A 19,033-nucleotide genomic window follows, 5' to 3' on the forward strand; every position below is an offset into this window, starting at 1 on the left:
CTTTAAAAGGATTTCTTTACCAACTGCTCTATAGGTATTTGAACTGCTCTTATATACTTTGTTTTTAACCTATCTTAGCACTATAGATCAGTTATACACCTATGTTATTATATCGTCTTATAAAAAAACTTGGCGTTGTCCTTTTTGTCATGATACTATTATGGTCTTGTGAAGACGATTACATCATACAAACTCCTGAAGTAAAATATAAAACCGGAGACGCTATAACCTGGCGGTCAAAAAATATTGATGATAGTGGATGGTCTTTGTATAGAGGAAACACGAAAGATTCAATATTCTGGGCCAGAGCGACTATAGATATACTTGAAAAGCCTAAACCATTTATCCCGCAAGGAATGCTTATTTATGGGTTTGGAGCCTACGAAGTATATTGGGACGAAACGCTTATAGGTTCCAACGGAACCCCTGGTAACGAACTTGAAAAAATTGGAGAAATAGACAGGTCTTTTATCATTCCCGATTCTCTCGCAAAAAAAGGAACTCACTTATTAGCATTGCGTATGTCGCAAAAATACCATCCCGAAAAACAAAGAGGGTTGGGCTTTGTAGTAGGTGACTATAAAAATATTATTCAAGCCCCAGTGGTTCTTACCGCCATAACCTACATTTTTGCCGGCGCATTTTTGCTTACTGCCCTCTACTTCTTTATTCTGTATTTTAATAACCGTAGATTTTTCCCTGTACTGCTATTTAGTATTTGTTCATTCTTGTTTTCCTTATTAATTATTATAGAATACATTAAATTTTACATTCCTATTCATTATAGTGATTTCTATGTGCGGTTAGAGATTATTGGAGCATTGACCTTTATCATTGCCTTCATCATACCCATATACTTTTCCATTCAGTTTTCTATCCCTAAGCGGAAATTAATAGCCACTATTTACTTTTTCCTGCTCCTGTTTTTGTTCTTTTACTACAGAGGTGAATACGATTTCACCACCCAGGTTTTAATCCTCTGCATGTGGTTTGTTTCTATTGCTATGGCTATAACTGCCATGGTTCAAAAAAGAGAACATGCATTCATAGTTCTGTCAACACTGCTTATTAATGTTATATTCTATTATTATTTCGAATACGATATAGGATTAATTTTAAGTTTTACCATTTTATTGCTTTGTATGTTCTATATATTGGCGCAACAGATTAAGAAACAGCGTGAAGTTTATGAATATTCCCTGGTAGAGACGTCAAGACTAAAAAACGAACTATTAAAGAAAAAGATACAACCTCATTTTTTAATGAACACTTTGACTTCTTTAATAGACTGGGTAGAGGAATCTCCAAGAAAAGGAGTGTATTTTATTGAAGCCTTGGCCGAAGAGTTTGATTTACTGAATCAAATTGAGGATAAAAAATTAATCCCTATCTCTCAGGAAATACAACTTTGTAAAAGCTTTCTCAATATTATGAAGTATCGCAAAGAGATTACCTATTCATGGCATGAGGAAGCTATAGAAGAAACTCAAACCATACCCCCTGCGATAATTCATACCTTGATTGAAAATGGAATTACCCATTGCATACCCGATACAAATAACACTATTAGCTTTCAACTTGTTCAAGAAACCTCTTCACGACACAGAAGATATTTCCTTAGAACCATTGCAGGCATTAGAAAACCTAACAAAGCGACTGAGGACGGAACCGGAAATAAATATGTTAAGGCACGTCTTACCGAGAGTTATGGCCAAAAATGGGACTTTAGCTCTCAAAAACATCCTCAAGGTTGGGAAAATATCATAACTATATACGTTTAATTTATGAATATACTTGTTATTGAAGACGAACTTAGAATTGCAAAGCGAATTGTAAGAATGACAAAAGAGTTCTTTCTAAATACTGCTGAGCAAATCACACATCTTGAATCACTCGATCAAGGGTTGGAGTATGTTCAAAACAATACAGTAGATCTAGTTCTTCTAGATCTTAACTTAAACGGAGAAAATGGTTTCGATTTGCTAAAAGAAGCGGTTTCACAATCTTTTCACACCATCATAATATCGGCTTACAAAGAACAGGCACTACAAGCATTCGAATTTGGTGTTCTTGACTTTGTTCCCAAACCTTTTAATCAGGAACGATTATACAAAGCTTTTGATAGAGTTTTGAACAAAGAAGACATTGCTACTAAGAATATCAAATTTCTGGCTGTTAAAAAACGTGGAGAGGTACGATTAATAGATATTGATAACGTTGTATATATAAAAGGTGCCGGAATGTATTCTGAGCTAGTCTTGAACACTAGTGCCACTTTTTTGCATGACAAATCCTTGGAAAAACTAGAGCAACTGTTACCAGAAACATTTATACGAATTCATAAATCTTATCTTTTGAAAATTTCAGAGATTAGAGCTATCAAAGTGAGTTCTGGCAGTAAGTATATGGCAGAGTTAAAAAACAATGAATTACTACCCGTCGGAAGGACCAAATACAAGAGTTTAAAAGAGCGAATGTTTGGCTAAAAAAAAGCCTCATAATTTCTTATGAGGCTAATGTATATTTAATAGAAGTATTTCTTAACTATTTAATGCTTCTGCACCACCAACAATCTCCAGGATTTCATTGGTAATCGCAGCCTGTCTTGCTTTATTGTAAGATAACTTAAGTGCATCTCTAAGCTCAGTTGCATTATCGGTTGCTTTATGCATTGCTGTCATACGTGCTCCATGCTCTGAAGCAAAAGAGTCTCTAATCGCTTTATACAATTGCGTTTTTAACGACTTAGGTATTAACTGCTCTACAATTTCTTCTTTTGAAGGCTCGAAAATATAATCTATATTCGAGGCTGTCGCATTTTCGATAGGCAAAATTGGTAAAAACTGCTCAGTTGTTACATCTTGAGATGCAGCATTTCTAAACTTATTATATACCACTACGATCTTGTCGTAAGAACCATTGGTAAATGTTTCCATCAGCTCTTCTGCGATATCAGCGACATTTGCAAAAGTAAGGTCATCAAAAACTCCACTTTTGTTAGCAATAACCGTGTGTGTTTTAGAAACTACGTCGTTAACCTTTTTTCCGATAGTCATAAAGTCTACCTGCTTTCCTGCATAATCATTCTCATATAAGCCTTTTACCGCTTTTATGATATTAGAATTGAAAGCACCGGCCAAACCACGATTAGAAGCAATTGCAACAATCAATACTTTATTTACTTCGCGTTGCTCTGCATATACACTTGCACTATCTCCTTCGAGTGAAGCACTTAAGCTTTGAAGGAGTTCGGTAAGTTTATCTGCGTATGGACGCATTGCAGTAATAGCCTGCTGTGCTTTGTTCAATTTTGCAGCCGATACCATTTTCATGGCACTGGTAATTTGCATCGTTGACGACACAGAGGTTATTCTACTACGTAATTCTTTTAAATTAGCCATTTCGTATAATTATGAATTCTGAATTCAGAATTATGAATTGTTATTAAGCTTTATACTTTGCTGAAATCTCTTTACAAGCAGATATTAATACATCTGTAACCTCGTCGGTTAATTTTCCAGATTTAAGCGTATCTAGAGCATCTCTATGCTTAGCATTTAAATATTCGATATAATCGCTCTCGAACTCTTTTACTTTATCTACAGGAACATCTCTAAGTAAATTCTTAGAACCAGCATAGATAATTGCAATCTGATCTTCTACGGTGTAAGGATCATTTTGCGCTTGCTTAAGAATTTCTACGTTACGTTTTCCTTTTTCGATTACGTTTAAAGTCGCTGCATCAAGGTCTGAACCGAACTTAGCAAAAGCTTCTAATTCACGGAACTGTGCCTGATCCAGTTTAAGTGTACCTGCTACCTTCTTCATCGATTTAATCTGTGCAGATCCACCTACACGAGATACCGAAATACCTACGTTAATCGCTGGACGAACCCCAGAGTTAAATAAATCTGACGTTAAGAAAATCTGACCATCGGTAATCGAAATTACGTTGGTTGGGATATATGCAGAAACGTCACCCGCCTGAGTTTCAATAATAGGAAGTGCAGTTAATGATCCTCCTCCTTTAACTTTAGATTTTAAAGAATCTGGAAGGTCATTCATATCCTTAGCAATAGTATCATCGGCGATAACCTTTGCAGAACGCTCTAACAATCTTGAGTGAAGGTAGAAAACGTCTCCAGGGTATGCCTCACGTCCTGGTGGACGACGTAATAAAAGAGATACCTCACGATATGCTACCGCTTGTTTTGATAAGTCATCATAGATAATTAAAGCCGGACGACCAGTATCTCTAAAATACTCTCCAATTGCTGCACCAGCAAACGGAGCATATACCTGCATTGGAGCAGGATCTGATGCATTTGCAGCAACAATAGTTGTATATGCCAATGCACCTTTATCTTCTAATACTTTGGCGATACCTGCTACTGTAGAAGCTTTCTGTCCGATAGCTACATAAATACAGTATACTGGCTCCCCAGCATCATAAAATTCTTTTTGGTTAAGAATCGTATCGATACAAACTGTTGTTTTACCAGTCTGACGGTCACCGATTACCAACTCACGCTGTCCTCTACCGATTGGCACCATGGCATCGATCGACTTAATTCCTGTTTGAAGCGGCTCATTTACCGGCTGACGGTAAACTACACCAGGAGCTTTACGCTCTAATGGCATTTCAAAAGTTTCACCTTCTATTGCTCCTTTACCATCTATTGGGTTTCCTAGCGTGTCTACCACACGTCCTACGATTCCCTCTCCAACATTAATAGATGCAATACGTTGTGTACGTTTTACAGTTGCACCTTCTTTTACTTCTGTAGAAGAACCTAAAAGTACGACACCAACATTATCTTCTTCAAGGTTAAGTACGATACCTTCTAAACCAGAATCGAACTGTACTAATTCTCCGTATTGAGCGTTAGACAAACCGTATACACGTGCGATACCATCACCTACCTGTAATACAGTACCTACCTCTTCTAATGAAGCTGATGCTTCAAAACCAGATAATTGTTGTTTTAATATTGCTGATACTTCAGCAGGATTCACTTCTGCCATTTTATAGTAATTTAGACGAATAAGAAGTGACTTCTTATTCCCTTATTATTAATTTATATTAATTACTTAATTCTCTTTTTAAAGTAGTAAGTTTATTTGCGATACTTGCATTATACTGCAAGTCACCTACTCTTAAAATAAACCCACCTATAATACTCTCGTCTACTATATTTTCGATAGTAGCTTCGTTGCCTGTTAACTCTTTAACCTTAGCCAAAACTTTTGCGCTAAGTGTTTTATCTAAAGGAACTGCAGTAGTAACTTTTGCTACCTGAGTATTATTTAATTGATCTAAAAGAACAATATATTGTTTTGCTACGTCTGCAAGCAAATCAACTCTTTTATTCTGAATTAATATTTCGAATAATTTTTGAGTGATATCGCCAGCACTTTTGAAAATCTCACGTAGAGAAGCCAATTTCACTTCACTTTTGATCAGCGGGCTGTTCAAAACCATTTTAAGCTCGGCACTATCGTTAACAGTATTGATAATACTTTGCATCTCCTTCTGAACATCTTCAGTGGCTTTTTTGTCTTGAGCCAAGCTCAAAACAGCTTTTGCATATCGTATTGCTGCTCTACTCATTTATAATTTAGTTTAAAGTAACATCTCCTAACATAGAATCAACCAATTCTAATTGATTCTTCTTGTCAGATAATTCTTTTCTTACCACCTTTTCCGCGATTTCTACAGAAAGCCCAGCCACTTGATTTTTCAAATCTGCAATTGCAGCTTTTTTCTCACTAGCGATAGTTGCTTGTGCTTGTGCTACAATTTTATCTGCCTCTGCTTGTGCTTCAGTCTTTGCATCGGTGATCATGTTTTCTTTAAGCTGTCTAGCTTCTTTCAACATAGCATCACGCTCTGCTCTAGCTTCATTTAAGATACGCTCATTATCTGCCTGAAGATTTTGCATTTCTTTTCTTGCAGCTTCAGCAGATTCTAATGCATCCTTAATTCCTGCTTCACGATTATTAATCGCTTCAAGAATAGGTTTCCAAGCATATTTTCTAAGTAATAATACTAAACCTACAAAAAGTAAAATCTGCCAGAAAAAAAGGCCGAACGAAAAATCATTTATTAACTTCTCCATAACTAATTATGTTGTTTCTTAATTGTCTAATTTTTAAATAATCTTAAACAACAACTGCAACCAACCGTTACAGTTGTTGTTTGTTCTTTAAAGGTTCGATTAAGATGCGAATAACGCAGCGAATCCAATACCTTCGATAAGTGCAGCTGCAATAAGCATAGCTGTTTGGATTTTACCAGAAGCTTCTGGCTGACGAGCGATAGCTTCCATCGCTTGACCACCGATTCTACCGATACCAACTCCAGCACCAATTACAATTAAACCTGCTCCAATAATTCTTGGGATATCCATGATTATATAATTAAAAAATTAAACTTCAATACTTTATTAGTGATGTGCCTCTTCATTTGCCATACCAAAGTACAGCGCAGACAACATCGTGAATATATATGCTTGTAATGCAGCTACCAATAATTCTAATATAGATAGTGCAAATGCTAATCCGAATGATAATGGGCTACCGATCCAACTCTTGAAAATGAACATTAACCCAACTATACTCATTAATACTACGTGACCAGCGGTCATGTTAGCATACAAACGAATCATTAATGAGAATGGTTTAATAAAAATACCAAGTAACTCGATTGGAGCTAAAACTATTTTCATAAATGTTGGAACTCCTGGCATCCAGAAAATGTGACCCCAGTAATTTTTGTTTGCAGTTAAGTTGGTAATTAAGAATACCAGCAATGCTAGTGCAAAAGTTACTGCAATGTTTCCTGTAACGTTCACTCCAAGTGGAGTCATCCCTAAAAGGTTTAGCAACCAGATAAAGAAAAATATTGTTAACAAGAAACTCATATATCTCTTATATTTTTTCTCTCCAATGTTTGGAATAGCGATTTCATCTCTTACAAATACCACAAGCGGCTCAAGAAAACGACCTACTCCGGTTGGGATGCCGTTATTCTTTTTGTATGATTTTGCCAAACCTCTAAACATAAAGAACATTAACAATCCAATCAAAAACATACTTACTACGTTTTTGGTGATCGAAAAATCTAAAGGTTTAGCATTGGTAGCGTGATGGTCTTCATCATAGTTGATAGTTCCCTCAGCATCAGTTTTATAAATTTTACTGTGGTATAGCTTGTAGTAATTTCCATCTACCTCTGCAACAGTTTCTCCATGATGAAACTTAGAAGACGAAAATACCTTCAATCCATTATCCCATAAAATCACAGGCAATGGAAATCCATAATGTTTATGTGTAGCTTTATCAGAAAATAACGTGAAATCATGTGAATCTTGAAGGTGATGATCGATAAACTCCTTTATTTCAGTTTTCAAATCACCGCTTCCTTCTTCCTTAGTTTCTTTAGCAAATAGATTAGAAGTGGTAAAAACCAGTGTAAAAATCAATAAAATCTTAACTACAGTACGTTTTTGCATTACGCCTAAAATTTCGGTTCCTAAATTTCGGTGCAAATGTACACAATAAAGTTAGATTCTTAAACTATTTTGATCAAATAAGTTTGAGATTATTTTTCAAAAAATAAAATGCTGAAAACCAACTAATTAATAGACTTCAAAATTCGTGAAAAGTAATAAACTTCTAAGATCAAACAAATTAAGTAGGCAATAAAGAAATCTAGAAAGACATTTTTGTTGATTTCGATATCATTGAACTTTGTAATAGCAATAAACCCTCCTATTTTGATCAAACTGCCCCCCATAAAGATAAAACCAATCAAATCTTTGAATCTTTTTCGCACCAATAATGTTCCAACGGTAAATACTATAGTAAATGCCCCATTAAATAGATAAGAAAGATCGATTATTTTGTCATTACGATCTAGAGAAAAGCTTTTGATAATTTCTGTATGGATGAAGTATCCCCCAATAACTATTACCACAAATAGAAACAGAAAAAGAAGTATTTCTTTAAGCATTATAGAATTTTACGCAACATATAATCCACACAACCCTAACTACTTGTTATTTGAGTTGTTGATACGATTTAGCTGTTTAATCACAAGATAAATAGATGCCGTAACACCAAATAACACCAAACCCATGGTAAACCATTGTTTTTCTAATTGGTAATAGGTATCTAGCTTTTTTCCCAGATAAGCACAAATAAATATTGTGCCTCCCATTTGAAAAGCTATTCCGGTAAGGGCAGCATATTTTCTAAGCTGATTTCCCTTGTCCTTGCGCTGCGGCTTGTGGTTGTTTTGACTCACTGCTAGATGGTTTGCTCAACGACTTTACACCGCCTTTCATAGAACAAGAGGCATTGAAGTTTGCTCCAGGCTCAACAGCCAATTTACCTACGGTAACTTCTCCTTCTATATGAGCAGTAGGTTTTAAAGATAAAGTGTTTGAAACTAGTAATGTACCAGAAAACTTACCTTCAAAATCTGCATCAGAACACTCTAAAGTTCCTTGTATGAACCCAGATTTTCCAACCACTACTTTACCCGAGGTTTTAAAAGTTCCTTCTATTGTTCCTTCAATTCTAAAACCACCTTCAGAAACGATATCACCTACGATTTTGGTTCCTTCAGAGATTTTGTTTTGGTTACGAGAGAAATCAGTCATGCCGCCTTGGTCTCTTCCTTTTTTATTATCTGAAAACATAATTGTATAAGGGGGATTAAATTATTATTCGGTTTCTTCTTCTATTGTATATTCTTTGTCATAATTCTCCAGATTCTTGTGTATCTGAAGTATTCTATAATTTGTAGAGGCCATTGTAAAATGGTCTGCCTCTACTTTTTTATAATATTTTTTCTTTCTGTTCCACTTGGTCAAATCTACTCCTCTTGTATCTTCCGTTTTACCAAGAGACAACAGCTCTGCAAGTCCTTCAGCTTCTTCTCTACTTCTACGTGTATGTACAACTACAAATTGTTGGTCTTTAGTATATACATCTAAAGAAACTTTTATCTTATCATATTTCAACTCGTTTAGAACAAGTGTGATATGTTCTTTTAAATCTGCCGCCTGGTAGTTACCAAACGTAGAAAACGGATAAATAAGTTTATGATTCTTTTTATCGTCTAAACCAGTTTCAAACTGATTGTTTTGGATCTGTGGTATAGTAATTTGGTAGTAAATCTGAGCTTTTTTACCTTCTGGACTTTGAGGATAATTAAGCGCAACATAATTTAATGCCTCTTTGTACGCCTCAAAACCTCGATACCTACCAATTGCTTGTGCCTTTAATAACTCAAACTTGGGTAAAAACTCATCATCGGCACCAAACTTAGTAATGAGTTCTTCACTTTTTGAGATTACCTGTGCATACTTCTGGCTTTGGAAATCTTTATACAAGGCATTATACATTGATTTTGGACTATTTTTATCATCTTCCAAAGCCTCATCAGGATTCTGTAAGATTTTTGCATATCTAGAATCCCCATGATTGTTTATGATGTCCTGTTTTGATGCATTAGACTTCGCAATATCACCTTGAGCGGTATAGATCTTATACAGGTTATATTTTGAAGGAATAATAAGGCGTTCTTCGGGATCACTTTGCAATAAAGTCTCAAACTTATCTATTGCCAATTCATATTCCTGAAATTTTTCCTTATAAATAACTCCTAATTGATAATACGCAAAATTAAGATCTGTTTTCAAAGTATCTAAAGTTCCTTGCTCGGTTGGGAGTTGAGCAATATAGGTTTGCGGATCAAAAGTAGGGTCGGTATCTATTGAATATTGTTCTTGTTTATTCTCCTGCTCTGTAGAAACAGCTCCTGGATTGGAAATACTAGAAACTCTCCAGTTATCTTGTAATTCTCGGTTGCCAAAAGTTCTTTTGAATGACGTTTTACCATAAGCTACCGTCGTTTGATTATAGAAATAGAATTTACCGGCAGCATTTGCATTTGGACCTCCTGGAGTAACCGAATTTAAACCTGGTCTTCCTGGTTGTTGAAACCTTTGTTCTACAGGGAGTTGACTTTTAAATTTTTCTATTTCGGCTGCTTCTTGTGCAGCAATAGCCTCGGCTTTTATCTTATCGGTATACTCTGTATAATACGCCAATCGGTCTTCTGGAGACATAGCAACTACAGTAAGAATACTATCGTTGGTTTTTACCACTCCTTCGTACAAGATAACATCATCAAGATTATCTCGTTTTTTCTTTAGTACTCTATACCTCTTAGAATCTACAATCATTCGTTGCAGTGTACTGTCGTAATATTTCCCAGAAGTAGCATATTCTTTTCTATCAAAACTTACATCTCCCAATGTATAATAGTTTAGAGACTCTAAATATTTATCGGGCGAATTTGTTCTCAAGGATTTGTTGTAATAGTCAACCGCCATATCTATTGAATCTAAGGTTAAAAAATACACCGCTTTCTGGTTATATATTTTATCTAAAAAAGGTCGGTTTTCACGATTCTCCTCAAGATCGGTTAGCAGTTCTAAAAACTCTTCGCGATTTCCAGTTTCGTAGTTAAAATTTCTTGCTTTTGCCATGTAGGCATTTAACATGTACCTCCTTGGTGTTCTTCTATTGAGTTCGATTACTTGATCAAAAGCATAATTGGCACTATCTTTTCTACCTAATTCATTGAGCAATTGACCTTTGATATAAAGGTATCTTCCTTTTTCTTCAAATTTTTTGGTATGAATTGCCGCTTTATTGATATATGTGATTGCAGAATCCTTTTGCTTGAGGTTCACATGAGCTTGTGCGATCATAGCAACAGCATCAGCATAATCCTGAGGCTCCATATATTCCTGCTCAATCATTCGGGTAAGGTCTTCGATAGCTTTTTCATTATAGTCTAATCGAAGATTGGTTTTCGCCCTCCATACCTTTGCATGGTTGATGGTGTTACTTGTCGGATATTTATAAAGGATATAATTAAAAGCTTCTAAAGCCGGGATAAATCTTTGCTCAAAATATCTAGATTTCCCAAGCAAAAGAAATGCCTCGTCTATTCTTGGGTTTCGCTCTTTTCCATTAATAAGCATACTGTGTTTTTGTATGGCTTTTACAGCTTTTTCTTCGGAGCGATCAAAATTTTGATTCAATACTTCGTTGGGTAAGCGCACATCTTCGCTTACAATCATTCTTTCGATAGGAAGTAATTCCCAAAAATTATCCTCGTATGTCTGTATAATTTCCTCTTTTCCCTGATCAAAGGCTAGTCTACCATTATATAAAGTGTTGTTTTTTGTAGTCACATCATGCCAGGTACGGTTTACAAACTTGTCTTTTTTACGAGAACAGGCAAACCCTACAACGGCTAAAAACAGCACCAGAGCGATTTTTGATATTTTTCGTCCCAATTAGAGATAATTTATAAGTGTGATAACTGAAAAACTTATTTTTTAGTGTGTTACAATACACAAAAATAGTCTGTAAATGGTAAAAATACATTTCTTTCGTTAAAAAACAGATGGTTAGTAAATTTTTCTGCCTCATAGCTCATTTTTATTCAGTTTTCCATGTATTGAAGATCTTTTAAATGCCTCTTTAGGGAGGTATTAAAAAAGGCGCGAAGAATTCCTCGCGCCCTTTTTTAAAAACAAAACCGAAATTAGTGGAACATCATAAACTAAAATTAACTCTTGCGAACAAAAACCTACCAGAATATCCAAACTGTGAAGTTCTTCTAGAAAACACAAATTGATCTCCAGCGGTTCCTCCGGCTCTGTTTTCATCGGGGTATACATCTAACAAGTTATTCGCTCCAATGGTCACATTTAAATTTTCAAGAAGTTCTGCCGAGAAAGAAAGATCGGTTACTACTTTCCCATCATAAACCGCATCATCGCTTACCACGGTTCCGTCTACTCTTGGGTCGCCATTAAAATCATCTGGATCGGTTACCTCACCAAAAAACACATTACGTAACAACACATTATACTTTCCAAAAGACAGAGCGTTGCTAAAACTTATTTTGGTTCTGGGTTGTGCCAGGGTTAAAAAGGCTTCTTCCTGCCCATCAAAGAAATTACCACTTTGACCTGCATTTGCGATTCTCTCAGGAACTCTAATTTCTTCTACTTCAGTCTTGGCAAATGTGGCTGATAAATCATTTTTTAATGTTGCGTCTTCGCCAAAATTCATTTTATGAGAAATAACTACATCTACACCTTGTGACTTGGTATCAATGGCATTTACAAAAAATCGAGCGCTTGTAGCTCCTGCTGCTTGAAATATCTGTGTCAATTCTGGATCACCTCCGTTTCCAAAGCTACCACTATATACAATTCTATCATCGATATTGATTAAATAAGCATCTGCCGTAACTGTAAAATTTTGAATTTTGGCTGTAAGCCCAACACTAAAACTATTTGATGTTTCTTCTTTAAGTTTTGCAATTCCTATCAAGTCTGCAGCTCTACTATCATTGGTAAATGTTCCTTGCTCAAAAGGTTGATTATCTACAAAAACAGTACTTGTTCGGCTAAAGAATTGCTGATGTAATGATGGCGCTCTAAATCCTGTACTGTTGGCACCTCGCACAGAGAAGTTCTCTGTGATTTTATAACGAGTTGCTAATTTGTAATTGAAGGTGTCTCCAAAATCTGAGAAGTTCTCATATCTTCCTGCAAGACTCACCAACCATTTTTCTGTAAAGTCGGCTTCTAGATCAATATATCCGGCAATACTATTACGATATTCATCGGTTTCATTATTTGGATCGAAGCCTCTAAATACTTGAGAACCTCCTCCTAGAACAGCACCTGTAAAGTTATTACGCACCAAATCGGCATCTGGAGTTGTTCCTGTTACCACATTTCCATTAACATCATAACTAACATACGATGCTTCTTCTCCCGCTGTAATGGCATAATTCTCTACCTTGTATTCTGCACCCATTGCCACGTTTAATCCACTAAAAATATCTTCATAAAATCTGCTAATATCCAAATTCGTGGTATTCTGCATAAAGCTAAGTCCTCCGGCATCAAAATTTCTTGGTGTGGCTACACCTAATGTACCGTTACTAGAATTACTTACTGTAAAATCGAATGTGTTGGTTCCATAGGTATTTGAAAAATCTACATTCCAATTATTAACTACCCCTCGTATACCTACGGCAATAGATCTATCTACAATATCGGTTCCTATATTTGGTAAAAAACCATTTGGAAATGCTGGTGTATTTGCACGCCCATCCCCTTGTGCTGGTCTTCGGTAAAATCCAGAGGCCAGTCCTTCACGATAACTAATTCCTCCAAAACTGTAAAATTCTGCATCTTCCCCTAAAGGAATCGCCATATTTGCGAAGAATTTCCCTTCACGTAATTTTGAGGTACCTACTCTAAATCTAAAATCTTCTCGGGTTAAACCTCTGGCAGCAAGTTCATCTTCATCTACATCTATATCTAATAAACTTCTAAAGGTTGCTATATCAGCATCATTGGTTACATCTAATGCAGCAATCTGGTCTCTTGTTGCCTGATCGAGGTAAGTTATTCCTTGTGCTGCGGTTTGGTAATCTGCCAATGTCATTTCGGCAACGTTACCTCCCCCTTGAGCAAAAACACGTTCTGCACCATGATATCCTCTAAAAATATCTCCTTGATAATCTCTGTTACGCAATGCTGGCTCTCTAGTAGATAAAGATCCTGTAAAATTTATGTACCCACCATTATCTCCGATTGGCAATCCATAATTTACATCAAGTTTTACTTTTTCTCCATCGCTTCCGCCTTCAAACTGATTTGAGTTTTCGCTAAAATTAGCACCTGTATTTAACGTAACATCTAACTTATTAGTAGCTTTTTTCAATACGATATTGATTACCCCTGCAATGGCATCAGAACCATATTGGGCAGCCGCACCATCACGTAGTACTTCTATGCGCTGTATGGCAGCTGTTGGTATTGCATTCATATCTGTTCCTACGCTACCTGCTCCCACGGTACCATTTACATTTACCAGTGCAGTATTGTGTCTTCTTTTTCCGTTGATCAATACCAATACCTGATCAGGACCAAGTCCTCTCAAAGATGCTGGGTCAATGTGGTCTGTACCATCTGAAACTGTTTGCGTTTGCGATGTAAAAGAAGGCGCCACATAGTTAAGTATTTCGTTTAAAGAAGTTTGCGGGCCTTGCGTAGCTATTTCTGTGATGTCTAAAACATCAATTGGAACGGCCGTTTCAACTGCTGTACGGCTGGGATTTCTTGAACCTACAATTACCACATCATCTAGTTGAGCTGAAGCATCTTTAAGTGTTACCGATATAAAATCTTTACCTTCTGCATTAACTTCGGTAGTTTCAAAACCAATATATGAAATCACCAATATGCTATTCTCTTCGGGTAAACTAATCGTAAAATTTCCTTCAAAATCGGTTTGTGCACCAATTGTCGTTCCTTTTACCAAGACATTGGCTCCGGGTAACGGGCTTCCATTTGAATCTTTTACATTACCATTAATTTCTCTTTGAAGAATAGATTTCTTCTCATTTAAAGCAGACGTTTTCAAAACAATTTGTTTCCCAACGATGGTATAAGAAATGTCTGTATCTTCAAAAAGTAACGTTAATACATTTTCTATATTTTCTCTTTTAACTTTAATAGAAGTTTTCTGATTAACATTTACCTCATCATTGATGTAAAAGAATTTATACGAAGTTTGATTTTTGATTTCCTCTAATACCTCAACAATTGGAGTTTGTTTAAAATCGAGTTCTATTTTGCCTTGAGAAAACCCAGAAGTACCCATCACCTGAAAGATGGAAAAACAAAATAAAACCAGTGTAAGCCTCATTTTTAAAACATTTGATTTGTGCGCTAAGTGTGAAAATAGCGTACGATTACCCTTTTTTTTCATAATTTTGAAAAGTTTGGTTGTTAGTACTCAGTTAAATAATAATCGAACCGTAAGGGGAAGTGTAGCAGCACTTCCTTTTTTTATTTTACGGATTGATTGTAATTTTTTTGTCTTTTATTTCATATTTAAAATCTATTGTTTTAGAGAACACGTTTAGGATTTCCTCTACATTTTCTATATCAAACTCTCCAGTAAAATGTGTGTTATTTAATTTCTCATTGAAACTTATAATTTCTACATCATACGTTCTTTCAATTCTCTTATACACCTCTACAAATGACTCATTATGTAAAATAATCTTCTTATGCATCCAAGAGGTAAATAGCGATGGGTCAACCTTTTTATGATCTAGTACTTTTTTATCTTTACGATATATAGCTTGGTGATTTGGCGTCAATTTTAATTTATCAATGTTAGCGTCAGTATTAGTAACGGCAACTGATCCTTCTACCAGAGTAGTTTTTATGGTAGCATCATCTTCATAAGAGGATACGTTAAATTGGGTTCCCAATACCTCAACATCTAACATCCCTGTTTTAACAATAAACGGTTGTTGTTTGTTGGTAGTAACATCAAAAAATGCTTCTCCTTTAAGATGTACTAGTCGATTTTCAGATGTCCCGTTAAATTCTCGTGGGAATTTTAAAGAACTAGCTGCGTTTAACCATACTTTGGTGCCATCAGACAAAGTGAGTTGAAATAGTTTTCCTTTCGGAATTGAAATCTCAAGATATTCAGTTGTTGCACTAGAGTTCTTCCCTTGAACTACAAGTCTATCTTGATCCTTTTTAACGACAAGGTTACCTTTTGTATCTTTAATATCGGCACTTCCATCAATGCCTATATAACTCACTGTACCATCAGCCTGTACAATTTTTATTTTATCTGAAGGTGCTTCATCTACCGAAACAATTTTGGAATCTGTCTCAAATAAAGACGTGTTTGTTCTAGTATATGTATATATTCCCAAAATCACCCCAGATACTACTGCAGCATAAGCAAGAATTTTTAAGACAGGCTTGAAGGAAATTACTTTGGTTTCTTTTGAGTTTATTGTATCCACAAAACGCTCAAAGGCACCATCGGTATTAATATCTACACCTTCTTTGGCAGCATACCATTTTTTAATTTCTTCTTTAAAAAAAGTCGCATTCTCCTGATCTTTAACAATCCATTGTTTGAGCTGTTTTCTCTCTTCAGAGGTGATACTCCCTTCAAGGTATCTTCTAATTATTGTTAAATAATTAATCATTTTATTCTTTTTCTATCTATAAGATGCAGAAATCTCACCAATCCCCTACTTTATTTTAATTTTTTTAATTTAGCGTGTGTCTTGATATGAAAAAAAGTTCCCCCGACATAGAAAAATCGCTTATTAAGGGATTAACCCTTGGTGATGAGAAGAGTTATAAAATTCTTTTTAATGAGTACTATGAATGGTTATGCAATTATGTCTATAAGCTAACCAACGATAGGATATTATCTGAAGATTTGGTGCAAAACGTAATGCTTCGACTTTGGGAAAAAAAATCTTCTTTAAAAATAACCAGTTCTCTCAAAAATTATCTGTTTCGATCTTGTCACAATGAGTTTTTGATGTATCTACGTGTTCAGAAAAAAGAACATGATGCTCTAGATGAATTAAAATGGCAAGCGCTTTTTGAGATGTATGATCAAAAAGAGGATCAAACCGAAGCCGACTGGAACAAGCTAGAAAAGGTCATGGAGCAACTTCCTCAAAAATGTAAGGAGGTTTTCAAATTAAGTCGTCTTGAACAAAAGAAACACAAGGAAATTGCAGAAATACTAGGCATCTCTACCAAAACGGTTGAAGCCCATATTAGCAAGGCCTTGCGGTTCTTAAAAACAAATGTTTCTGGCTTTTTCTTCTAATCACAAGCCGGTTCACATAAAATTTATCTCTTACTTATTAAAGTGCTCTTCCAGCTCTTTAAGTGTTTCTTCAGAGGTAGCAATATCTTTTACCACTTCTCCCTTATCTAAAACTACGATACGCTCACACACTTCGGTTACATGCATGAGATCATGACTAGATACTAAAACCGTTATATCTGGATCGGCAGAAAGCTCTTTAATGATTTTTTTAAGTCGTATTTGTGTTGTAGGATCTAAATTAGCAAAAGGTTCATCCAGAATAATAACTTCAGGTTTACCTATCAAAGCCGCAACGATACCTACCTTTTTCTGATTTCCTTTTGAAAGATCTCTAAGATACTTTCGTTGTCCTAAAATTTCACCGTGAAAAAAATCTTCAAATTGTGCCAGCAGAGCATCTACATCAGCTTTATTCTGACCTCTTAACTCTCCTATGAAATAGAAATATTCTTCGGCAGTTAAATATCCTATTAAGAAAGTTTCATCTATGAATGCCGACGTTATAGATTTCCAATCTTCGCTTAGATTTACTTTAATTCCATTATTTTCGATATGCCCTGTTGTAGGTTGAATTAGATCCAGCAACGCACTAAAAAGTGTTGTTTTACCAGCTCCATTATTACCTACCAAGCCAAAGCTTTTTCCTTTTTGAATTTCTAAATGATCAATATTAAGAACCGTGTTACCGGTATATGTTTTTGAAAGATTATGTACTTCTATCATCTTCTTATTTTTTTTGTTTGTATGCCGATATGGTTTTATACTTTTCTGTTTTATATATCTTTTCGATTATATCAAATACTTTATCTCTAAATGCGAATCCTGCCAATCCGGCTACCGTGACCAATGCATACCCGGCATAGGGGCTATATGTATAATGTCCAATTGCATATAGGATCATAGGCAGTACCATTTTAGGTAATGATAACATAAGGGTTTTGGTGTTAAATGCCTGTTTGTCTCCAAAAGCTTTTTTATTGCTGGTAAGGTCTATAGGTGTTTTTACATAAGCTCCAGCCCAAAGTACTACATGAGAATTTACTCCAATATTGTAAATCGAGGCAACAATAATGGCTAGATATACATCCCAACCAAAGTAAAGATATCCCGATGCCAACACTGTAGAAATTAAAGTCGCAATTACCATAAGCCACCATTTAGAAGACAAATACTCTTTGTACTTTATATTCTGGCTCATCATTAATGGATAATAAGAACTATCCCAACTCGGTACAAATTGACCAAAACTTAACAGAAATCCCCCGGTTACAAAAATGGCTGCAAATATTTTCCAAACAGGTCCATCATAGGCTTCTACAGATCCCGTAAAAAATAGTAATCCGTAAAAAAGAAAAAGAACACTCACCATCACCGTCGACCTTGCTCTTTTATTTCTCTTAATCAATTTTATATCATTCTTAAGAAAAGTAGCGGTCTTACCGAATCGATCTAACCAATCGAGGTTTTCTGTTTTAATATTTTTCGATTGTTTGGCTAATCCAGCATCTAGATATAAATCTTTGACAAAAGATCTAAAAGAAAACACAATAAGTAATATCGTGATTATTACAGGAATCAAAGTAACTGCCCACGAGTTGTAAAGTGCCTGAAAGAATGGAGCGGTGTAAACGGTTATATCGAAATAACCAAAATAGTGCAATCCACCTAAAACAGCAATTACTCCTCCTATGATAAAGATCAAATTATCTTTTTTATTCAGAATGATATTTAGAAAGTTATTACCATAAACCAAAGCGATCAGACCGAGATTCCATAGTAATACATTAGCAACCGGATAATCGTTGGCGATCATTGTAATTGAAAATGGAATAAAAAAGAAGGCATGAATGACGTTAAAAAAAGAAAATGCCGTTTTTCCGAAAGCGAAAGAGACTATTTTCTTTTTATTAAACGGTAACAGTAATAAGGGTTTAATGTTAATCACTGGCATTTTTTGCAACGCATATCTAAAAAGCAGATCTCCCACCCACCAATAGATCAAAAATCTATTAATAGTATCGAGGGGGTCCAGCTCCAGTTTTTCTTCGATTACTGTAAACGCCCCTATCCCTCCTAGGGCAGATAGTCCCAGCAACCAAAATGCCCAAAATGCCATAAAGAGCTTCATAAATAATCCCGAGGTCATCGATGCCGACCTCCAAAAGGATTTCCATTGTAGTGTAATAAAATATTTGAACATTGTTGAAAGTAGTTTGTAAAAGAGGAAGAAAGACCTCTTACTCTATTTAGT

Annotated in this window: 17 protein-coding genes; 3 read left to right on the forward strand and 14 right to left on the reverse strand. The window is 35.5% G+C overall.

All coding sequences use genetic code 11. The annotated features are described in order from the left end of the window. Positions 1-149: 149 nt before the first annotated feature. Together M0D21_RS17050 and M0D21_RS17055 are read left to right on the forward strand one after the other, a co-directional pair. Positions 150-1,781, forward strand: a complete 1,632-nt coding sequence (locus tag M0D21_RS17050) for a histidine kinase (RefSeq protein WP_248331779.1) — start codon at positions 150-152, stop codon at positions 1,779-1,781. A 3-nt stretch (positions 1,782-1,784) separates the two neighbouring features. Further along, positions 1,785-2,486 carry a LytR/AlgR family response regulator transcription factor gene (locus M0D21_RS17055; RefSeq protein WP_248331781.1) on the forward strand — a complete coding sequence of 234 codons (702 nt, stop codon included), beginning with the start codon at positions 1,785-1,787 and terminating at the stop codon, positions 2,484-2,486. Positions 2,487-2,540: 54 nt separating this feature from the next. Here the strand turns inward: M0D21_RS17055 and atpG are convergent, their stop codons facing one another. The 12 genes from atpG to M0D21_RS17115 all read right to left on the reverse strand — a co-directional run bounded on the left by atpG (position 2,541) and on the right by M0D21_RS17115 (position 16,138). Next, complete coding sequence (gene atpG, locus M0D21_RS17060; protein ID WP_248331783.1) at positions 2,541-3,401, reverse strand: ATP synthase F1 subunit gamma; 861 nt, start codon at positions 3,399-3,401, stop codon at positions 2,541-2,543. Between the two features lie 43 nt (positions 3,402-3,444). Beyond that, positions 3,445-5,025 carry a F0F1 ATP synthase subunit alpha gene (atpA, locus tag M0D21_RS17065; RefSeq protein ID WP_248331785.1) on the reverse strand — a complete coding sequence of 527 codons (1,581 nt, stop codon included), beginning with the start codon at positions 5,023-5,025 and terminating at the stop codon, positions 3,445-3,447. A 58-nt stretch (positions 5,026-5,083) separates the two neighbouring features. Continuing rightward, positions 5,084-5,611 carry an ATP synthase F1 subunit delta gene (gene atpH / locus M0D21_RS17070; protein WP_248331787.1) on the reverse strand — a complete coding sequence of 176 codons (528 nt, stop codon included), beginning with the start codon at positions 5,609-5,611 and terminating at the stop codon, positions 5,084-5,086. 7 nt (positions 5,612-5,618) lie between these two features. Beyond that, positions 5,619-6,119 (reverse strand): F0F1 ATP synthase subunit B, encoded by a 501-nt coding sequence (locus M0D21_RS17075; protein WP_248331789.1) that lies wholly within the window; start codon positions 6,117-6,119, stop codon positions 5,619-5,621. A 99-nt stretch (positions 6,120-6,218) separates the two neighbouring features. Then, entirely contained in the window at positions 6,219-6,410 is a 192-nt protein-coding gene (gene atpE / locus M0D21_RS17080) for an ATP synthase F0 subunit C (RefSeq protein WP_248331791.1), read from the reverse strand. A gap of 36 nt (positions 6,411-6,446) precedes the next feature. Then, a complete protein-coding gene (gene atpB / locus M0D21_RS17085) occupies positions 6,447-7,514 on the reverse strand; it encodes a F0F1 ATP synthase subunit A (protein WP_248331793.1) in 1,068 nt (355 codons plus the stop codon). 122 nt (positions 7,515-7,636) lie between these two features. Next, a complete protein-coding gene (locus tag M0D21_RS17090) occupies positions 7,637-8,014 on the reverse strand; it encodes a hypothetical protein (protein ID WP_248331795.1) in 378 nt (125 codons plus the stop codon). 39 nt (positions 8,015-8,053) lie between these two features. Further along, a complete protein-coding gene (locus M0D21_RS17095) occupies positions 8,054-8,308 on the reverse strand; it encodes an AtpZ/AtpI family protein (protein WP_248331797.1) in 255 nt (84 codons plus the stop codon). Then, positions 8,256-8,705 (reverse strand): bactofilin family protein, encoded by a 450-nt coding sequence (locus M0D21_RS17100; RefSeq protein ID WP_248331799.1) that lies wholly within the window; start codon positions 8,703-8,705, stop codon positions 8,256-8,258. Before M0D21_RS17100 ends, M0D21_RS17095 begins: the two co-directional genes overlap by 53 nt. 24 nt (positions 8,706-8,729) lie before the next feature. Next, positions 8,730-11,381, reverse strand: a complete 2,652-nt coding sequence (porW, locus tag M0D21_RS17105; protein WP_248331801.1) for a type IX secretion system periplasmic lipoprotein PorW/SprE — start codon at positions 11,379-11,381, stop codon at positions 8,730-8,732. Between the two features lie 262 nt (positions 11,382-11,643). Continuing rightward, positions 11,644-14,823: a TonB-dependent receptor gene (locus M0D21_RS17110; RefSeq protein ID WP_248331803.1), complete on the reverse strand. Its 3,180-nt coding sequence runs from the start codon at positions 14,821-14,823 to the stop codon at positions 11,644-11,646. A 148-nt stretch (positions 14,824-14,971) separates the two neighbouring features. Then, complete coding sequence (locus M0D21_RS17115) at positions 14,972-16,138, reverse strand: FecR family protein (RefSeq protein WP_248331805.1); 1,167 nt, start codon at positions 16,136-16,138, stop codon at positions 14,972-14,974. 86 nt (positions 16,139-16,224) lie between these two features. On the opposite strand from M0D21_RS17115, the gene M0D21_RS17120 reads away from it, so the two are divergent. Continuing rightward, entirely contained in the window at positions 16,225-16,779 is a 555-nt protein-coding gene (locus tag M0D21_RS17120) for an RNA polymerase sigma factor (RefSeq protein ID WP_248331807.1), read from the forward strand. A 30-nt stretch (positions 16,780-16,809) separates the two neighbouring features. On the opposite strand, the gene M0D21_RS17125 is transcribed toward M0D21_RS17120, so the two are convergent. Continuing rightward, entirely contained in the window at positions 16,810-17,505 is a 696-nt protein-coding gene (locus M0D21_RS17125) for an ABC transporter ATP-binding protein (RefSeq protein WP_248331809.1), read from the reverse strand. Between the two features lie 4 nt (positions 17,506-17,509). Next, entirely contained in the window at positions 17,510-18,982 is a 1,473-nt protein-coding gene (locus M0D21_RS17130) for a DUF5687 family protein (protein WP_248331811.1), read from the reverse strand. Positions 18,983-19,033 lie beyond the last annotated feature (51 nt).

The sequence above is a fragment of the Aquimarina acroporae genome, assembly GCF_023195925.1.
In the GTDB taxonomy this organism is placed as follows: domain Bacteria; phylum Bacteroidota; class Bacteroidia; order Flavobacteriales; family Flavobacteriaceae; genus Aquimarina; species Aquimarina acroporae.